The sequence below is a fragment of the Streptomyces sp. NPDC002853 genome, from assembly GCF_053591915.1.
The window spans coordinates 683,453-701,652 of sequence record NZ_JBSFUS010000002.1 but is presented as its reverse complement, the minus strand read 5'-3'; the positions used below and the strand labels follow the sequence as shown (position 1 = coordinate 701,652).

The window sequence follows — 18,200 nt, the reverse complement described above, 5'->3', positions numbered from 1 at the left end:
GGCTCCAGCGGCTCGATCACGAACCGGGAGCGGAATTCGTCGACGACCTCTTCGGTCAACGAGGGACGCTGAGCGATCAGCATGAAGTATTTCCTCCAAAGTTCGGCGCCCGCCATTTGACGCCGTGGACACTGCAAAGGGTAATGGGTCGCACACCCTCACCTGGTTCTCCGGGTGCAGGAGTCGCCGTGCGAGGGTACGCAAAATGTGAGGGAAGCCTGCCACGAGGGTGGAAGAGCCCCGTCAGGGGCCCGCCCAAGACCCCTCTGAGACTGTTACGCGTCCGGCACGGGTCTCGCACCCCCAGGTCAGGCCGGTGACCAGAGCGGGGGCGAAATGCCGGAGTCGGCGTCTTCCTGAATGTCCTGCTCAGCGTCTCGGCGGAAGCCGATGCAGCGTCACGTCGTGCAACGCGCCGTCAAAGACGGTCAGGGTGAGGAACGTGCAGTGCGGCTGGCGTCTGCGGTCGGTGGGTGAACCGGGGTTGAGCAGGCGAAGGCCCCCCGGGGCCATGGAATCCCAGGGAATGTGGCTGTGGCCGAAGACGAGCACGTCCAGGTCCGGGAACCGTTCGGCGCACCGGCGCTCACGTCCGGTGGCCGGCCCGGTCTCGTGTACGACACCGAACCGCACGCCGCCCAGCTCCGCGCGGGCCACCTCGGGGATACGCCGGCGCAGTGGGGGACCGTCGTTGTTGCCGAACACACCGATCAGTTGACGCGACCTGGACTCGAACAGATCGAGCGTGGCCTCATCCATCCAGTCCCCGGCGTGGATCACCGCGTCGGCCTCGTCGATGCCCGACAAGAGTGCGTCAGGCAGGACCTTTGCCCGCGTCGGCACATGCGTGTCAGAGGTCAGCAGCAGCCGCATGGGGCCAGCGTAGGCCAGTTGGTGACCTCGCGGGCCGCGGCCTCGCCGGGCACCGGCCGGCCCGCTGGTGTGCTGCTTTCACCCGCGTTAGGCGGATGTTAGTGCGAAGGGAGCCCTGCGTTAGTGGCCCCGATCAGAGTGGGTGTTGTTCCTAGGAGAGATCAACATCCACTACTGCCGGGGGGATCGCCATGCGCTCCGACACCACGGCCGCGAGGTTCTCGCTCACGGCCTGCCAGGGCGATGACGTCGCGGGGCAGGGCAGCCCTTCGCCGGCGTCCGGCGCATCGTCAGCACGCGGCGATGAGCCGGGCGCGTTCCACCCCAGCGTTCCAGGCGGCTAGTGTTCTAGCTGGTCAGAGGGTCATTCCTCGTTCCAGCATCCCTGACTGCCCGGAATTCGTGGCGCTCCGGATGGATCATCCAGCAAGCTCGAGCCGCGCTCACCCGGGAGATCTCCCGGCGCCCCACATCGCGATCTCCTCGCGATCACCCGCATGAGGTGCGGGCGCCGAGCACGGTCCTCGAGCACGTCCAGCAGCAATGACATGAGGAGTTCGCAGATGCTTCGCAAGCGCTTACACCTGATCGCCGTCCCGGCCGCGGCGGTGGCCCTGACCCTGACCGCTGCCGGATACCAGGCAAGCGCGGCCGGGTCGCCGGAAGGGGGCAGCACGGCACGGTCCGGGCAGGCCGCCCAGGCGACCCTCCCGTGCCTGTCCGGCACCACGACGCTGCTCGGTGACCTCGACGGCGACGGCCGCCCCGACAAGATCATCAATCCCGGGCACACCGGTACCAAGATGACGGTCCAGTGGGGAGCCGCGGACGGCTCCTTCGGCAGCAAGCAGAACGTCAGCAAGCTGCTCGGCGCGAAGACGGGCGAAGTCGCCACCGCCGCGGTCGCCGACTTCCAGAACGACGGCACCCTGGACATGGTCGTCAACCTCGTCACGCCCTCCGGTGTGGACGACCCCAACCCGGCACGCGTCGCCGAATTCCGGCCCGGCCCGCTCAAGCGGTCGAACCTGGGCTCCGCCGCCCCCAAGCGCTCCGACATAGGCACGCAGGGCGAGGCCAAGCAGCTCCGCGTCGCCGACTACGGCGGCGATGCCTACCCGGACCTCGCGGTCCTCAACAACGCGGGCGACGGCGTGTGGGAGCGCTCCATCCGCCTGACGAAGCCGGGCGGCGGCCCCGGCGCCTACGACTACGAGCTGCAGCAGAAGTACGGCGAGACCGGGACGCCGGCCGAACCTCCGGCCATGCCCACCGACGGTTGGAAGCACTTCTACACGTCCTGCTCCTGACCCCGACCGGACGCCGCCCGCCCGCCTTTCGCGCACCGGCGGCGCCCGGGCCTCTCGGGCCTCTCCGAGGAATCTGTCGGAGACCTCCGCCGCCGTAGTCCCACAAGTAAGGAAGTCCGCGTGTCCAGCTCGTCCCCGGCCTCCCCGGCCGCTCCCTCCGCCTTACCGACGACCAACCGGGTGCGGGTCGCCGTCAGCACCCCCGACCCGATCAGCCGAGAGGGGGTCCTCAGCCAGCTGCGCCGCCACCCGGAGGTCGAACTGGAAGCCGACTCCGGCTCCGCCGCCGTGGCGTTGCTCATCGAGGACACCCTCGACGAGGCCGCGCTGACCCGGCTGAGGCGGGCCGTGCGCGCCGAGGGGGCACGTGCCGTGCTCGTCGCGGGCACGGTCCGGGAGCAGGAGCTCCTGGAGGTCATCGAGTGTGGTGTGGGCGCCATCGTCTGGCGCCACGAAGCAACCGCCGAGCGTCTGGTCCAGGCGGTGCTGACCACCGCCAGGGGCGGGGGCGACCTGCCGGCGGACCTGTTGGGCCAACTCATGGGCCGGGTCGGGCGATTGCGCCGGGGCGGGACCGATCTGCCGGGGTCCTTCCTGAGCTTCACCAAGCGCGAGGTGGATGTGGTGGCGCTGGTGGCGGAGGGCTTCGACACCTCGGAGATCGCCATGAAGCTGTCGTACTCCGAACGGACCGTCAAGAACGTCATGCACGGTCTGACCACCCGCCTGAACCTGCGCAACCGGGCGCACGTGGTGGCCTACGCCCTGCGGGAAGGCTACATCTGAGCCCTCTGGCGCATCCGACCCGTTCGAGTCATCCGGCTGACCTGACCGCAAGGGCCTTCCGTGCGGCCCTTTGAGGCAGCAAGCCCTGCCCCGCCGTCATCCCTGACGTACCTGCCCCCAGGGCAGGTACTGGGAGCACGCTCGGTGGCAGGGCTGTCAGCGGCCGGCGCAAAAGCGAACGGCCGGTGGGGGAGCGAACGGCAGGTGGGAGCGCAAGGGTGATCCATGAGGTGGACGAGGTGCTCAAGGGCCTCATTGGCGGCGGGGCGCTGTCCGGGGCCGACATCGACGTGTCCTTCGACGTGCCCACGCGCGACTGGGCGGCCCGGCGCAACGCCCCGGTGGTCAACGCCTACTTGTACGACATCCGGGAGGACGTGTCCCTGCGCCAGCGCGGCCACAGCGGACTGCGCGACGAACGTGACATCGTCGTGCGGCGGCGCCGTCCCCCGCGCTGGTTCCGGCTCTCTTACCTGGTGACGGCCTGGACGAAGACGCCGCAGGACGAACACCGGCTGCTGTCGGCCGTGCTGGCGACCCTGCTGCCGCACGAACTGCTGTCCGCCGAGGCGCTGCCGGAGGCCCTCGGACGCCTCGGCCTTTCGATTCCGGTGACGGTCTCCGGCAGCCAGTCCGAGGCCAGATCCCTCGCCGACATCTGGTCCGCCCTCGGCGGCGAACTCAAGCCCTCCCTCGATCTCACGGTGACCGTGCCGTTCCCCGCGTACCCCGACTACGACGCGGGACCGCCGGTCACCGAGGGTGCGACGGTCCGGCTGCGCGCCGCCGACGGCGGACCGCCCCGGTCGGCGGACCGCTCCCACCGGCCCCGCCAGGTGGCGGCCGCCCGTACCACCCACGAGGAGGCGGCGGCCCGCCGCACGGAGCAACCATGAGCACGTCTTTTCTGGAAGAAGAGCACATCCCCGCAGGCGCCCGCATGCCGGAAGCCGGCGCCGCCGGGCCTGCCCCCTTTCTCCTCGAACGGCTGGGCGGGCTACGGCAGATGGTGACCGCCCTCGTCGAGTCCCGCTCCGCCCAGGACCCCACCGCGGCCGATCCGCTGCGCGGCCTGTACCTGCCCGAGGGGGCCGTGCGTCATCTGCTGCACGACTGGCCCCGCGCGGTGCCGGAGGCCGACCTCAGGGCGCCGGGGTCGCCGGCCCCCTGGCCGCAAGGAGCCGACGACCCCGCAGGCTCCGGTGGCCACGACGACCCCGGCCACCTGGACGACCGGCTGGCCCGCACCGCCGCCCGGTTGCGCCTGACCGAGCTGGACGCGGCCGTCCTGCTGATTGCCCTCGCCCCCGACCTGGACCGCACGTTCGAGCCGCTGTACGGCTACCTGAACGACGACGTGAGCCGCCGCCGCGCCACGGTGGGACTCGCCCTGGAGCTCTGCGGGATACCCGCGCACCGGCCGGAAGCCCGCTCGCGCTTCCACCTTTCGGCGCCGCTGCGCGCCCTGAGGCTGCTGACGGTCGAGGACACCGAACGGCCCCTGCTCACCCGCTCCTTGCGCGTGCCCGACCGGCTCACCGCCCACCTGCTGGGTGACCCCACCCCCGATGCCGCGCTGCTGCCCCTGCTGCGCCCGATGCCCGCCCCGCAGCCCGGCCTCGCGCACGACGAGGGCTTCGTCCGGCAGTTTGCCGCCCGGCTCGGCGCGGGGCCCTGCACCGCCTATCTGCAAGAACGCCGCGAGGGTGACGCCCTGCCCGTCCTCGCCTCCGCCCTGCACGCGGCGGGCGTCGACGCACTGCGCTTCTCCGGCCCCGCGGACCACCTGCCCGAGCTGCTGCGCGAGGCACGCCTCAGCGGCCGCGCCGTCGTCGTGTCCGGCCTGCCCGACCAACCGGGCCCGATGGTGGCCGCGTTGGCCTCCGCCACGGACGTGACCGTGCTCCTCGCCGACCCCCGCCCGTACGACCCGCAGTGGTCCGCGCACGATCCGCTGGTGCTGCACGCGCCGCGCCTTTCGGCAGGGGGCGCGGCGGCATGGCGGACCGCGCTGGGTCCGGCCGCCGACACCTTCGACCTGGCCGGCACCGTGGCCCCGTACCGGCTCGGCGGTGAGCGCATCGGGCGCGCCGCTCTGGCCGCCGCCGCGCTCGCCGACTTCGACGGGACCCCGCTCACCGCCGCCCATGTCCGGCTCGCCGCGCGGCAGCAGTCGGCCTCCGGCCTCGAACAGCACGCCCGCCGGATCCGGCCCGCCGTGACGTGGCAGGACCTGGTCCTGCCCCGCGCGCCCCTCACGCAGCTCCAGGAACTCGCCCTGCGCGCCCGCCACCGCGACCGAGTGCTGGGCGACTGGCGGCTCAGCGCGGGCGGCGGCCGAGGGCGAGGGGTCCTCGGACTGTTCGCGGGGGAGTCCGGCACCGGCAAGACGCTGTCCGCCGAGGTGGTCGCCGCCGACCTGGGGGTGGACCTCTACGTGGTCCAGCTCTCCTCGATCGTGGACAAGTACGTCGGTGAGACCGAGAAGAACCTCGAACGGATCTTCACGGAGGCCGACCGCACGGATGCCGTGCTCCTCTTCGACGAGGCCGACGCCGTCTTCGGCAAGCGCTCCGAGGTCAAGGACTCCCACGACCGGTACGCCAACATGGAGAGCGCCTACCTGCTGCAGCGCCTGGAGTCCTTCGACGGCATCGCGCTGCTGACCACCAACCTGCGCGCCAACATCGACGACGCGTTCACCCGCCGGCTCGACCTGGTCGTCGACTTCCCCTTCCCGGACGCGGGGCAGCGCCTGGCGCTGTGGCGGCACGGCCTGAAGCATGTCCCCCACGCCGAGGGAGTCGAGCTCGACGTGCTGGCACGGGAGTTCGAGCTGGCCGGCGGCTCCATCCGCAGTGCGGTGGTCACCGCCGCCTACCTCGCGGCCGGCCGGGACGAATCGGTCGGTGCGGGCGACCTCCTGGAGGGCGCCCGCCGCGAGTACCGCAAGGCGGGCCGGCTCGTCCCGGGCGAAGCGAACTGGTGACCGTCACACGGTGAAGCGGACCGCCTCGAGCGACTTGTACTGCTCGATCGGGCTCCCGTGGTACTTCCAGCCGCCGGGGTCGGTGCACACCTCGCCCATCCACTGCTCGTTCTTCACCCGGGCGTCACTGCACACAGAGCCGTCGACGACCATGAAGGTGTAGCCCTCCAGTGCGGGGTCGGCGCTCTTCGAACTGCCGAAGTACAGGTTCTTTCCGTCCTCCTCCTCCGACCACGGGATCTCCTTGCGCCATCCTTCGCCCACCCAGGCGCCGGTGCCGCGGACGCCGTTGGTGTTGACCACCGCGATGTTCAGGGCCTTGATGGGCGTGTTCTTGCCGACCGTGCCGGCCTCGGCCCCGTCGCACACGGGGTCCTGCCAGCCCTCGCCCGCCACGAAGGCGCGGTAGCAGATGTGGCGGCCCTCGCTGCGCTCGGCGAGCTTGCGCACCGCGTCGGCCGCGGTCTCCTTCTTGGGCTTCTTGGGCGGCTCGTCCCCGCCGCCTCCACCGCCGCCCCCGGGCTTGTCCGCGCCGCCACCGCCGGGCTTTTCCTCTGATTCCTTCGGCTTGTCCTCGGGCTGGGGCGGTGCGCTGCTGATGGGCGGGGGCGGACTGGACGGCGCGATCTTGCCTGCCTCCACCGGCTTCTCCCGCGCGACGCTCTTGACCTGCGGGTTGTACGTCAGCCAAATCACCACGAAGGCGATCGCCACCGCGAGGAGCAGCCCGAAGGTGGTGGCGAGCCAGCCCGGCAGGATCCCGCGCTGCACGAAGGTGCCGTCCACGTCCATCGGCTCGGTACCCGAGCGCCGTACGGCCAGGGTGTAGGGCTGCTCCTGCTTGGACCCGAACCAGGTGATCTGGCGGGGCCGCAGTGTCGTCCTCACGAACGCGGCCCGGCCCGGCTCGATCTGGATGTTGCTGGGCTGCAGGTCGTAGGAGATCCGGTCGCCGGTGTCGCTGCCACTGAGCGAGGCGGTGACCTTGGTGTTGCCGAGGTTGTCGACCGCCAGGCGCGGCCGTCCCCGAAAGCGCCCCTTGACCGTCGGCGGCACCAATTCGGCGCGTATCTCGGTGAAGGGCGTGATGGTGAGGTTGCCCTCGGGGACGGTGACGGCGTCCGGGTGTTCGGTCGGCGTGATCCGCACCGCGTACGGATTGGGTCCTGCGGTGGCGTCCGGCGTGCGCGGCGGCGCGAACGTCAGGGCCACCGTGCCGGTCGTGCCCGGGTAGAGGCGCAGCGACGGCGGCTCCACCGTGGTCCAGGGCGCGAGGGCACCGACGGGTTCGAAGCGGTACTCGTCGACGATGTCACCGGTGTTGCGCACCTTCAGCCGCACCGTGGTGCTGCTGCCGGGATCGACGGTCGCGGAGGCGGGTTCCAGGGAAGTCCATAGGCTCACGCCTCGACGCTAGGAGAGCCCGCGCAGAACGTCAGGAGGCCGCCGGGCAGACCTGGTTGCCTGGAAGGGCAGCATCGGGGCCGTCGCCGTGACACCGACCGGCCGCCCGGCTCCGGGCGTCCGCAGCCGTACTGAACGGGCGTGTCCTTGGGGGCACTTGTCTCTGCCCGCGAAGCCGCCCGTACGGCCATGCGCCGCACGCGGCGGCCACGGGATCATGACGGCGACTCCGGCCGACGTAGGAGGCGTTCATGCGGCAGCGGCAGGTCGGCTCACGCGGGCACGACGGGAATGACTCAGGGGCAGCCCACGGGGAGCGACGGCCGGGCCGGTCCCCGGCCCCTGTGCCGTCGGTGGCCGGGGCATTCACTCCGGCCTCGCTGCAGGCCATGCCGACGACCGTGCAGTCCATGCAGGACTCGGTGGGCAATGCGGCCGTCAGCCAGGCGCTCGGCGCGAACCCCGCGTCCGCCGCGTACTCCGTGCAGCGCATGGAGGCAGGCGGGCATGACGGCGCAGGCGCGGATGCGCTCGCACCCCTGACTCCCCAGCAGACCAAGGACGGCATCGCGGAGCTGGTGGACGCGCCGCCGATGGTGAACTACGGCGCCCGGCGCCAGGGCCGCGCGCACGACGAGTTCTGGATGCGCTTTCCCCGCTTCAAACCGGGCGAGGAAGCCGAGGAAACCCTGTCGGAGACTAGCGCCCTGCTCTTCGACAGCATGAAGGGCGCCCAGGAGGTGTCGAAGGCGGAGGAACCGGAAGCCGCCGCGGAGGATGCCAACAACCGTGAGGTCCAAGGCATGCTGATCAACGATCGGCTGGTGTTCGCCTCGAACTTCAACTCGTCGGTCGACACCCTCGTACGCCGGGGGAAGCGGGACTTCAAACAGGACCCCACGCTGCAGCAACTGCTGACGTACCGGCAGAGCGACGAAGGGCGCACGCGGGGACTGCACGGCTATGAGGCGGAGAACCTTCAGGAGAAACTGGCGAGCTTCCACCGCAAGAACGACGCGGTCTTCAGCGGACAGCGCGGCGCGGGGGAGCAGGGGCGGGGGCCGGACGCCACCGCCCTGGCGCTCCAGGCGAAGGTCAGCGCGCCGGTCATCGTCGTGAACATCGAGGACCCCGACCTGCACGCCATGCTCACCAGCAGCAAGTACGAGGGCCGGGTATTCCTGGTCCGCTTCGCGGAACTGGACCCCAGAGCCAAGAAGAGCGGCAAGCACAAGGGGGAGATGAAGAAAGAAGGGTCCGTCCACGCGGAACAGAAGCTGCTCCTTGCGCTGAGCCACGCGCGTGTCAAACCTCGCCATGTCGAGAACAAACCCCTCGCCATCATGGGCAAGTACCGCCCCTGCATGGGCTGCGCCGCGGCGCTGAAGTACTACCGGGAGCGGATGGGCTTCCAGAACCTGAGCTTCGACGAGAACTACGGGCATTACTTCCAGGGCTCCGTGGACTCCCTCGTCGACCACCAGCGGCACATCATGGACGAGCACTACCTGGAGAACATCAGGCAGATGGTCCAGGACGACGTCACGAGCACCCCGGCCCTGATTCACGAGGCCGCTCCGGATGAGGCCGTGCACCGCCGCGGTGGCCGCGCCCTCAAGGTTCCCGGCAAGTACGCGTCGCGCCAGGCCGACGTGACGCCGGTCGCCAGTGACGCCGAGATGGACGACGAGGGCACCTATACGCGCGTCGCACGCCCCCTGGAGGCGACGTGGCAGGCGGAATCCGCGCACGTGGGTCTCGGCAAGGGCAAGGAGAAGCACACGGCTCCGCGCCGCAAGAACGAGGTGCTCACCGAGGAGCAGGCCCAGCAGCTCCACGGCCTGTGGAACGGCGCGGGCGGCGCGCCCGCCACCAACGAGAGCCGACAGCAGGCGATCGAGATCGCCTACGGCCACTACCGGCGCGGAACGATGACCCTCGAGCACATCTCAGGCGCCGTCGACATGTCCGCGAACAGGTTCGGCAGCTACCTCACCCAGTACGAGAAGAGTGGCCACTGGACCCACACTCCGGAGAAATCCAACAAGCACGAGGGGCAGGGACGGACGAAGAAGGCCGCGCCCGACAAGCAGTTCACCAAGGGAGCCCCGCTCGACAGGGCCGGCAAGGACGCCCTCAAGGCGGCTGTCCGCGGCCTCGGAGGCAAGGACCGGGACTGGGCCAAGAAGTGGGAGAAGATCCACGACGGCAGAGATTCCGGTGAGATGCCCACCAAGGGGTTGCCCGGCGCTCTGCTCAAGACGCTCATCAAACTCCGCGTGGACAAGAACTACAGCGTGCCGGAGATGTCCCAGTACCTGCACACCGGTGCCAACGGCGACAAACTCCGGAAGATCATCAACAACAACATCAAGAAACAGGGAAAGCAGCCGGCGGCGCCCTCCGCGTCCGAGCCTGCCCAGGACGTCGAGATGGACGAGGCTCCGGCCTATCCCGCGGCTGCCGAGTCATCGACCATGACGTGGGCGACCACGCCCCATGCCGCGCCCGCCGTGGCGGACTACTCGGGGGGCGCTTCCGCCCACTACGGGGGCGAGAGCAGTTCCGCCGCCACGGAGATGCCGGTGACGGCGCAGGAGATCCCGGGCTTCACGACCTACGTCGATGCGTACTCACAGCCGTACTACATCGAGGACGAGACGGGCCATCACTACATCTTCGCCGGGGGCCGCATGGTCCGGATGCAGATGAGCGGCGATGACGACGTCCAGATGAGCGGCGCCGGCGGATCGTACTGACCGATCGGGCAGGCGCCAGATGCTGCTCCTGCCGGACGGCGTCCCGGGCGGTGCGTCACCGCCAGGGCGCCGGTCCGCTCAGGCGTCGTCCCGCTCCACGGGCGCCGGCCGTCCCGGCAACGACAGGTCGGGTGCCCCGCCCTGGGCGACCTTCTTGCCGTTCGAGGCGGCCTTGAGCTCGTACGGGTCGCCGGGGCTCGAGACCTTCGTGCCCGCGCGGTCGGCGGTCCCGGCCACGTCCCCCATCGCGTTCTGGTAGGTGTGGTCGACCTCGTGGAGCTTGATCTCGTCGCTCAGGTTCGGCTCCGCGGCCAGGATGTGCGGTCCGACGGTGAGGGCGTGGGCGCCGAACTCCCGTGCCGCCCGCTGCGCCACCGGCCCGTCGTGCCACTGCACATGGCCGAACTTCATCGGGTACACGCGCTCGGCCTTGTCCCGGATCCGTGACTCCAGCGGACGGCTGGGCTCGGCGAGCGCGTCCGCCAGGGTCGCCTGCCGCTGCACGGCCGCCTCCGTGGCGGACGTCCCGGCGTGCCCGCAACCGGGGCCGTGGGCGTGTTCCTCTTCCGCCAAGGCGCGCGAGACCGCCAGGTTCCCGGCCAGACCCTGCAGTGCCAACATCCGCTCGGCTGTGGTTCGTGGCTTGTTGACCTGGTCGGACGCGCGCTGATCGGTGGCCTGTTGGGGCTGTTTTCCGTGTGCGTGCACGACGTTCCCTTCGGCGCGAGGCAGAGCTGACTCGCCAGCCTTGCCCGTCCCGCGTATTCCCGGGAAGGGCCGTGGGGGCAGCCTCACGGGCACGATCCGTGAACTGCCCTTCAGGGCAATGACGTTGCCCGGTATCCGGCACCCGGGGACGTTCCGGTGCAGGCCCGCACCGACGAGGCTGAAGGCGTCCCGTCTCGCACCCCGAGGAGAGCAGAGCATGCCGTCCTACTTGTCGCCCGGCGTCTACGTCGAGGAGGTGGCCGGCGGTTCGCGCCCGATCGAGGGGGTGGGCACCTCCGTGGCGGCCTTCGTCGGACTCGCGCCGTCCGGACCGCTCAACGAGCCCACGCTGGTGACCAACTGGACCCAATACGTCGCCTCCTTCGGAGACTTCACCGGCGACTATTACCTGGCGCACTCCGTCTACGGCTTCTTCAACAACGGCGGATCCGCCGCGTACGTGGTCCGGGTGGGCGGCTCCGCCGAAAGCTCGACCGCAGACGGCAACGCTCCTGCCGCGGTGACTGGCGCGGCACCTGCTGCCGCACTGCCCGCCGCCGAGCCGAGGCAGCTCGGCGCCTTCTCGGTGGCGGCCACGGCCCAGAGCCCGAACGGCCCGCTGAGCGTCGAGGTCGCCGATCCCGAGGGAGAAGGCCCCGCGGAGCGCTTCAAGCTGATCGTCAAGAGCGGCGACAAGCCGGTCGAGAGCTTCGACGTGAGCGCCAAGAAGGGCAACCGGACCTACGTCGTCACCCAGGTCAAGGAGCGCTCCAAGCTCATCACCGTGACGGAGAACGCGTCCGGGGCGCAGCTCACCCGCCCGGAGAACCAGACCGTCACCCTGCCCGCGCCCGCCGCCCCGGCCCCCGTGCCCGCGCCCGTGGAACAGGACACGCCCGCACACCCCGGCCCCGCCCAGTACCTCGGTGACTCCGCCGACCGCACCGGCTTCGGCGGCCTCGAGGCCATCGACGAGATCTCCATGGTGGCCGTCCCCGACCTCATGGCCGCCTACCAGCAGGGCTCGATCGACCTGGAGTCCGTCAAGGCCGTGCAGCTCGGCCTCATCGCCCACTGCGAGCTGATGGGCGACCGCGTCGCGGTCATCGACCCCCCGCCGAGCCTGAACGCCCGTCAGATCCGGGTATGGCGCCAGGAGACGGCCGGCTACGACTCCAAGTACGCGGCCCTGTACTACCCCTGGCTCAAGACCTTCGACCCGTCATCGGGCAAGGCCCGCATGATGCCGCCGAGCGGCCACATCGCCGGTATCTGGGCCCGCAACGACTCCGAGCGCGGCGTGCACAAGGCCCCCGCCAACGAGGTCGTACGCGGCGCCGTCGACCTGGAGCTGCAGATCACCCGCGGCGAGCAGGACCTGCTCAACCCCATCGGCGTCAACTGCATCCGCGCCTTCCCCGGCCGCGGCATCCGCGTCTGGGGCGCGCGCACCCTGGCCTCCGACCCCGAGTGGCGCTACCTGAACATCCGCCGGTACTTCAACTACCTGGAGGAGTCGATCCTGATCGGCACCCAGTGGGTGGTGTTCGAGCCCAACGACCATGCGCTGTGGGCCCGCATCCGGCGCAACATCTCGGCGTTCCTGGTCACCGAGTGGCGCAACGGCGCGCTCTTCGGCCAGCGGCCCGAAGAGGCGTACTACGTCAAGTGCGACGAGGAGACCAACCCCCCGGAGTCGGTCGACCTGGGACGTGTCGTGTGCGAGATCGGTGTCGCCCCGGTCAAGCCCGCCGAGTTCGTGATCTTCCGCCTTTCGCAGTTCACCAGCGGCAGCGGGGAGTTGGACGAGTAGGCGCCTTCCTCCTCGCCCCGCCTCACCCCCCCTCACACCCGCCCTCGTCTGCCGCTCGTCGGCGCGTACCGCCACGACCACGAAGCCTTAGAAGGACAGCGAATCCATGAGTCTCATGCAGGGTGACTCCCTCACCTCACACAACTTCGGTCTGCAGATCGACGGCGTGATGGTCGAGTACCTCCAGGAGGTAAGCGGCCTGACCCTCGAGCAGGACATCATCGTCAGCCAGCAGAACACCGCCCAGGGCAAGATCGAGACCGCCATCCTGCCGGGCGTGCAGAAGAACGGGCAGTGCACCGTGGTGCGCGGCATGACCCAGTCGTCCGCGTTCACCCAGTGGATCAACGACTCGATCACCGGCCGCATGAGCACGGCCCGCAAGAACGCCTCGATCATCATGATGGACTACGAGGACAACCCGGTGAAGCGCTACAACCTGCGCAACGCCTGGTGCAGCAAGATCGACGCCAGCAGCCTGAAGGCCGGCGAGGCCGCCGTGCTGACCGAGACCGTGACCATCGTCTTCGAAGAACTGGTCATCGAGTAATGCGCCGCAAGGCTGCCGGTACGCCGGGCGGAGGCACGGCCGTCGCGGCGCCCCCGGCCACCCAGACCGCGGCGGCGGGAGCGGAGACCCCCGCTTCGCCTCCCGCCGCCGCTCCTGTCGACGACACACCGCGGGTCCTGCGCACGGAGTTCCCCTTCCAACTGCCACGCGGATACGTGGACGAGGCGGGCACCGTGCACCGCGACGGCGTGATGCGCCTGTCGACGGCACGGGACGAACTGATCCCGCTGCGTGATGTCCGCGTCCAGGAGAACCCCGCGTACCTGTCGGTGGTGCTCCTGGGCCGGGTCATCACGCGCCTGGGCACGCTGCCTTCGGTGCACGACGGGACGGTGGAGAACCTGTTCGCCTCCGACCTCGCGTTCCTGCAGGACTTCTACCGCCAGATCAACGCCGAGGGGCACACCCGCGCCGCGGTGCAGTGCCCGCACTGCTCCGAGCCGTTCGAGGTGGAACTCGGCGGGAGCCGCCTGGGGGAATCGTGACGTACGCGACCGACCGACTGCACGAGGAGATCGCGTACGTCGCCTACCACTTCCACTGGAACCTGGAGACGATCCTGGACCTGGAACACCACGACCGCCGCCGGTACGCGGACCAGATCGCGTCCTTCGTGACGCTCGCGGCAGGGGCGGAGGGCTGAGGCGTGGGGTTCTTCGACCGGTTCAGGGGACGGGACGCGGGTGCGCCGGATGTCGTCGGCGGTGAGGTGGGCGGGACCCGGGGCGAGGGCGGCGGCGATGCCGTCGCGGCCGCGTCGAGCGCTGACTCCCCGTCCGGCGGAGCTGGAGCGGTCCCGGGCGCGTGGTCGGGGTTGCCGCCGATCCAGCGGGCCGTGCGCGACGGTGGGTCCGGCGTCGCGGACTCCGCGTTCGGCATGCGGCTGCCCACGTGGCAGAACCCCTCGCTCACGGCGACGACCTCCCGTACCGGCGTCCTGAACGAGGCGTCGTCGAGCAGCCTGCCTTCCCTGGCGCACTCCTCGTCGGCCGCGGCGCTGAGCGACACGGCGCGGCCGGTCACGGGACTCGAACGGGCCGCGAACCCGGCACCTTGGACGCCCGCGTCGCCGCCCCCGTCGGCCCGCCCTCTGCCGGTGGCGCCACTGCGACAGGTGCAGCGGGCGGAGGCGTCACCTGCCGCTCCCGGAGCATCCGGAGCGGTGGCGGCGCCGATGCCGGGTGCATCCGGGGGCGCGAGGCGGCGTGCCGCGTCGGGTCGACCGGTGAGCAGCGGGGGGCCGGCGGGGTCGCCCGGCGGGACCATCTCTGCCGGAGGTGCCGTTGGGCCTGGGCCTGGGCAGGTGCCGGTGCAGCGTGCTGCAGCGCCCGGGGTGCGGAGCTCCGGGGCACCTGGTGGCGTCCAGAGTTCTGGAGCGCAGCGGCCGCGGAGCCCTGAGGTACGGGGTTCCGGCCGACAAGGCCCTGTGCCCCAGACCGTGCAGCGCTTGCGTACCGTCCAGGAGGGGAGCGGGGCGTCGGCAGTCACGCCGTCCCGTGCGCCGAGCGCTGCCACGCCGTCGCCCAACCCGGCCCCTGGGGTACGCGTGACACCGGTCCCGGTCGTCGCACCCCTGGCGGCCCCGCGGCCACTCACGCTCACCAAGGCGCCGGCGGTGCCCGCGTCCGTGCAGCGCCGGGCACTGCCTGTGGCCCGCCGGGAGCCCGCGCCGACGCGGGGTGGCGCGAGTGCCGGGCCAGGGGCGGGGGCGGCCTCGTCGTCGGATGGGTCGGCTAGGTCGGATAGGCCGGATGGGGGTGCCGGGGAGCGGGGGAGAGGTGAAGTCGCTTCTCTCTCACGGCCGTTGACAGGCGCTTCGGAGGTAGGTGAGCCGAGCGCGTCGGCAGCATCTGGGCCAACACTGGCCGGGCCTGGGCTGGGTGCTTCGCCTGTGCGTCTGCCGGGTGGTTCGGTTGTGTCTCGGGCGGCTGCTTCGACTGCGTCTGGGGTGGGTGCTTCGCCTGTGCGTCAGCCGGGTGAGTCGGTCGTGTCTCGGGCGGCTGCTTCGGATGGGCGTGAGGTGACTGCCTCGGCCGCGACCGGGGTGGGTGCTTCGCCGGTGCGTCAGCCGGGTGGCTCGGTTGTGTCTGGGCTGGGTGCTCCAGTCGTGCGTCGGTCGACCGCTTCGGCTGCGTCTGGGGCGGGTGCTTCGGGCGTGCATGGTCCGACTGCTTCGACTGCGTCTGGGCTGGGTGTTTCGCCCACGCGCCAGCCAGGTGCTTCGCCCACGCGCCAGCCGGGTGGTTCGGTTGTGTCTCGGGCTGGTGCTCCGGCCATGCGTGAGCCGACTGCATCCGCCACTTCCAGTCCGTCGCCCGCGCCGAGTCCGGCACCCGCGCCCGCGCCGGGTCCATCGCTCGCGGCTGCACCAAGTGCTCAGGCCGCGAGTGAGCCAAGTATGTCGCCCGCCCCTCAGCCCCCTGCCTCGCCCGCACCCCAGCCGTCTGCCTCCTCGGTTGTCGCGCCGTCGCCCGTTGCTTCGTCGAGTAGGGCCAAACCGGCTGCCGTCAAACCGACTGAACGGAACCGATCGCTCAGTGCGGGGCCGGTGGCCCAGCGGGCGGCTCGGGGTGCACACAGCCCTGCTCCGTTCGCGTCAGGCCCCTCTCCGGCCGCCCCTCACACGGTGGCGCCTGGCGCTCGTACGTCGGCGCCCAACCCGTCTACGGGGAATGGTATGTCGCGTACGGAGGCAAGTAACTCGCGTACGGAGGAAGGCAACTCGCGTGCCGAGGCGACGACGCCTCATGCAGGCGGGGCTGCCCCCGGCCCGCAGACGTCGAGTGCGGCCGCGTCCGCGGCGGCCGTGACCCCCAGGCCCCCGGCAGTCCAGCGCAGCGCCCACCGCAAGGCTGCCCGCGTGGGCCTCGGCGCACCGGTCACCTCCCACGCGATGTCCAAGGAACCGGCGCCCGCGCCGCCTTCGTCCTCGCCGTCCGCGACTCACTCGGGCCCACCGGGGGGCGTTCCCGAGGCGCACGCCACCCCTGCCGTACCCTCTGCGAGCCCAGCCTCCGCGCCGCCCGAACGCACAGTCCAGCGCTCCACGCCTCCCGCCACCAAGCCCGCCCCGCGAGGGCGTACCCCGCTCGGCGCACCGGTCACCGCACCGCCTCCGGGAGCCGTCCCGCTCACGAACGCCATGCGGCAGGGGCCGAGCGCACCACACGGCGGTGACCGCCCAGCTTTGCCGGCGGTTCAGCGGGCCGTCTCCGCCCGTCCGCCCTCCGCGTCGACCGACATGTCACGTCCCCACGCACCTGCGCCCACACAACGCACCACCGCAGCGGGCCCATTCAACCCATCCGCCTTGTCCGCACCGTCGTCGAATCCCGCGCCGCGCACCGATGACACGAAGCGGCTTCCCAGCCTGCCGGGGCCCGTGGGCCCGACGGTGTCACCAGTCCAGCGAGCCGTCACCCCCAACTTGCCGACCCCGCAAGCCCTTTCACAAGAGCCCGCGACGCCCACCCTGCCGCCGGTTCAGCGCACCGCTGTGGCCACCCCGCTCACCAGCACTGCCACGCCGCCCCTAGAGACAGCACCGCTCATCAGCGCGGCGGCGACGCCGCTCATGCGACGTGATGCGCCCAACTCGCCTGCCGGTCTCTCGCGGCAGGCACCCGCTGCCGCTGTCGCCAACACCCCCGCAGAGCCGCCCGTTCAGCGCGCCCCCGCCACCCCCAAGTCGTCGCCCATGCCCGATTCGGCGCACGACGCGGTGACGGCTGCCGAGGTCACTTCTAAGGGGTCTCCCCGCGTGCCCCACTCGAACGCCTCCACACTCCCCCCGGTGCAACGCGCCACCCCGCCCACCTCACCAGCCGCGCCCCGGGAGAACTCGCTGCGTACACGCACCCCGGCGGTGCCGGTCCAACGAGCCACCGCAGCACCTACGTTCACCTCGCCCGCCATGCCCCGATCCTCGTTCGGCGAGGTCAGCCGGCCACCCCTCCCCGTAACCCGCCTTACCACGCCCTCGGTGTCGTCCCCGGCGGCTTCGGCTCAGCCCCTGCCCATCGCCCGCACAGCCACCCCCACCGGCGCAGGCCCCGTCGTGCAGCGAGGGTTCCGATCGGCGACGCGCTCGGCCACCGAGACGCTCGCCGCCTCCGCCGCGGCCACCGTCGCGACCACGCTGGGGAGGCTTCGGCCGGGCAGCCAGGACCAGCAGGGGCGAAAGAGCAGACACGAGCAGGAGACGGTCGTCGACGACCCGTTGCCGTTCCCGCCCGACAGGACCACCGCCACGGCGACCTCCGCCGGCACCGCCGCCGCGCTGCCCGCGTACACCCGTGTGCCCAAGGGGACGTTCGACCCGAAGGACCTCACGGACTTCCAGATCGACGAACTCGTGCACCTCATGATCGGCCGCATCACGCGCCTGGTCCGCACCGAACTCCGCATGGACCGAGAACGCATCGGCAGGCTCCGCGACGACCGCCGCTGACCCGCCCCGTACACCGTCCTGGCGCGACCCACGCGCCGCAAGCAGCAAGCAGCAAGCACCAGCACCAAGCACCAAGCACCAAGCAGCAACGACAGAAAGGCCCACCCGCGATGCCCCGCCAGGACCCGGGTTCCACCATCTGGTTCAGCCTCTCCATCGACGGCCAGAGCCTTGGTTACTTCAACGGGTGCGAGGGCCTGTCGTCCCAGGTGGAGATCGAGCACCGCCAGGAGGGCGGGAACAACGGGTTCGTCTGGCAACTGCCGTCCCGCGTCACCTTCTCCACCATCCGGCTCACCCGCCCCCTCACCCCGGACACCACCAAGGTCGCCAAGTGGATCTCGTCCGTGCAGACGGGCATCAAACGGCCCACCGCCGAGATCGCGGCGCTGCGCGCGGACGGGTCGGAGGTCGCGCGGTGGGGGCTGATCGACGTGCTTCCCGTCAGCTGGCAGGGGCCCCGGCTCGACCCCAGCAGTCCGGCCGTCGCCACAGAGGTCCTGGAGATCGCCCACCACGGGTTCACGGACTGAGGGT

General features: G+C 71.1%; 14 protein-coding genes. 11 read left to right on the top strand and 3 right to left on the bottom strand.

From position 1 onward, the window contains the following. Positions 1 to 369: 369 nt before the first annotated feature. A complete protein-coding gene (locus tag ACWD02_RS07850; RefSeq protein ID WP_451205834.1) occupies positions 370 to 873 on the bottom strand; it encodes a metallophosphoesterase family protein in 504 nt (167 codons plus the stop codon). 563 nt (positions 874 to 1,436) lie between these two features. Here ACWD02_RS07850 and ACWD02_RS07845 point away from each other — a divergent pair. The 4 genes from ACWD02_RS07845 (at position 1,437) to ACWD02_RS07830 (ending at position 5,958) form a co-directional block, all read left to right on the top strand. Continuing rightward, on the top strand, positions 1,437 to 2,183 hold the full coding sequence (locus tag ACWD02_RS07845) for an FG-GAP repeat domain-containing protein (RefSeq protein WP_451205831.1): 747 nt from the start codon (positions 1,437 to 1,439) through the stop codon (positions 2,181 to 2,183). Positions 2,184 to 2,303: 120 nt separating this feature from the next. Next, on the top strand, positions 2,304 to 2,969 hold the full coding sequence (locus tag ACWD02_RS07840) for a helix-turn-helix transcriptional regulator (protein WP_451205828.1): 666 nt from the start codon (positions 2,304 to 2,306) through the stop codon (positions 2,967 to 2,969). A gap of 218 nt (positions 2,970 to 3,187) precedes the next feature. Next, a complete protein-coding gene (locus ACWD02_RS07835; RefSeq protein ID WP_451205825.1) occupies positions 3,188 to 3,865 on the top strand; it encodes a DUF4255 domain-containing protein in 678 nt (225 codons plus the stop codon). Positions 3,866 to 3,909: 44 nt separating this feature from the next. Beyond that, a complete protein-coding gene (locus tag ACWD02_RS07830) occupies positions 3,910 to 5,958 on the top strand; it encodes an ATP-binding protein (protein WP_451205884.1) in 2,049 nt (682 codons plus the stop codon). A 3-nt stretch (positions 5,959 to 5,961) separates the two neighbouring features. On the opposite strand, the gene ACWD02_RS07825 is transcribed toward ACWD02_RS07830, so the two are convergent. After that, positions 5,962 to 7,362, bottom strand: a complete 1,401-nt coding sequence (locus tag ACWD02_RS07825; protein ID WP_451205823.1) for a hydrolase — start codon at positions 7,360 to 7,362, stop codon at positions 5,962 to 5,964. Between the two features lie 389 nt (positions 7,363 to 7,751). Between ACWD02_RS07825 and ACWD02_RS07820 the strand changes: the two genes are divergently transcribed. Next, positions 7,752 to 10,121 carry a hypothetical protein gene (locus ACWD02_RS07820; RefSeq protein ID WP_451205820.1) on the top strand — a complete coding sequence of 790 codons (2,370 nt, stop codon included), beginning with the start codon at positions 7,752 to 7,754 and terminating at the stop codon, positions 10,119 to 10,121. Between the two features lie 78 nt (positions 10,122 to 10,199). Here the strand turns inward: ACWD02_RS07820 and ACWD02_RS07815 are convergent, their stop codons facing one another. Further along, positions 10,200 to 10,829 carry an eCIS core domain-containing protein gene (locus ACWD02_RS07815; protein WP_451205817.1) on the bottom strand — a complete coding sequence of 210 codons (630 nt, stop codon included), beginning with the start codon at positions 10,827 to 10,829 and terminating at the stop codon, positions 10,200 to 10,202. A 217-nt stretch (positions 10,830 to 11,046) separates the two neighbouring features. Between ACWD02_RS07815 and ACWD02_RS07810 the strand changes: the two genes are divergently transcribed. From ACWD02_RS07810 to ACWD02_RS07785, 6 genes are all read left to right on the top strand, one after another. Continuing rightward, a complete protein-coding gene (locus ACWD02_RS07810) occupies positions 11,047 to 12,642 on the top strand; it encodes a phage tail sheath subtilisin-like domain-containing protein (protein WP_451205814.1) in 1,596 nt (531 codons plus the stop codon). Positions 12,643 to 12,748: 106 nt separating this feature from the next. Further along, complete coding sequence (locus ACWD02_RS07805) at positions 12,749 to 13,192, top strand: phage tail protein (RefSeq protein ID WP_361195981.1); 444 nt, start codon at positions 12,749 to 12,751, stop codon at positions 13,190 to 13,192. Further along, on the top strand, positions 13,192 to 13,698 hold the full coding sequence (locus tag ACWD02_RS07800; protein ID WP_451205811.1) for a hypothetical protein: 507 nt from the start codon (positions 13,192 to 13,194) through the stop codon (positions 13,696 to 13,698). The genes ACWD02_RS07805 and ACWD02_RS07800 overlap by 1 nt, the downstream gene beginning before the upstream one ends. Continuing rightward, positions 13,695 to 13,856 carry a DUF6760 family protein gene (locus ACWD02_RS07795; RefSeq protein WP_451205808.1) on the top strand — a complete coding sequence of 54 codons (162 nt, stop codon included), beginning with the start codon at positions 13,695 to 13,697 and terminating at the stop codon, positions 13,854 to 13,856. Before ACWD02_RS07800 ends, ACWD02_RS07795 begins: the two co-directional genes overlap by 4 nt. A gap of 3,339 nt (positions 13,857 to 17,195) precedes the next feature. After that, positions 17,196 to 17,663, top strand: coding sequence for a hypothetical protein (locus ACWD02_RS07790; RefSeq protein WP_451205806.1), 468 nt, complete (start codon positions 17,196 to 17,198; stop codon positions 17,661 to 17,663). A 110-nt stretch (positions 17,664 to 17,773) separates the two neighbouring features. Next, complete coding sequence (locus ACWD02_RS07785; RefSeq protein WP_365825742.1) at positions 17,774 to 18,196, top strand: phage tail protein; 423 nt, start codon at positions 17,774 to 17,776, stop codon at positions 18,194 to 18,196. Positions 18,197 to 18,200: the final 4 nt, after the last annotated feature.